General features: G+C 61.7%; 1 protein-coding gene. It reads right to left on the bottom strand.

The genetic code is table 11. The features are described 5' to 3' along the window. Positions 1–635: immunoglobulin-like domain-containing protein (locus K0F75_RS25405; protein WP_374029372.1), on the bottom strand; the 635-nt coding region annotated here is incomplete at both ends.

Raw genomic sequence — 635 nt, 5'->3', positions numbered from 1 at the left:
GTGGTGTCGATGGTGTCGTTGACGTTGGTGGTCGTGGGTGCGGTTGGCAGCACCAGGTTATCGAAGTTGCCGCCACTGACCGACGTTACGGTCTGGCTGATCTTCGTGGCGTCCAGGTACACGTCGTTCGGCTGTACAGCGAACGGTGCGGAGGTCCCGGTGGTGTGGCCAGCGAGGATGGTGATGGTCTGGTTGTTGCTCAACGTGATCGTCAGGTCTGTGCCCGCCGCGTGATCCACGGTGGCGGTGTAAACGATGCTGCCGCCTTCGTTGACGTCGGTCGGTGCCGACAGGACCAGATGGGTGTCGGCCGGGGTGTTGGTCACCGTCGTGGTGATCGGGGTGGTGTCCGCCACCAGGTTTTCGTAGTTGCCGCCACTCACCGTGGTGATCGCATTGGTCACATCGGCGTGCGCGGCCAGGCCGTTGTTAACGACGGTCTCGGTCAGTGTGCCGGTGGTGTCGCCAACCTTGATGGTGATGATCTTGTTGTCAGCCAGGGTGACGATGACGTCCGACCCGGTGACTTTGTTCGCCACGGTCGCGGTGTAAATGATCGCGCCGCCTTCGGCCACGGTCGTCACGTCAGAGGTCAAATGGACCGTCGTGGTGTCGATGGTGTCGTTGACGTTGGT

It is taken from the genome of Pseudomonas sp. UMAB-08 (assembly GCF_900095225.1).
Classification (GTDB): Bacteria; Pseudomonadota; Gammaproteobacteria; order Pseudomonadales; family Pseudomonadaceae; genus Aquipseudomonas.
The sequence above is the reverse complement of the archived record's forward strand: the minus strand, read 5'-3'. Positions and strand labels throughout refer to the sequence as shown.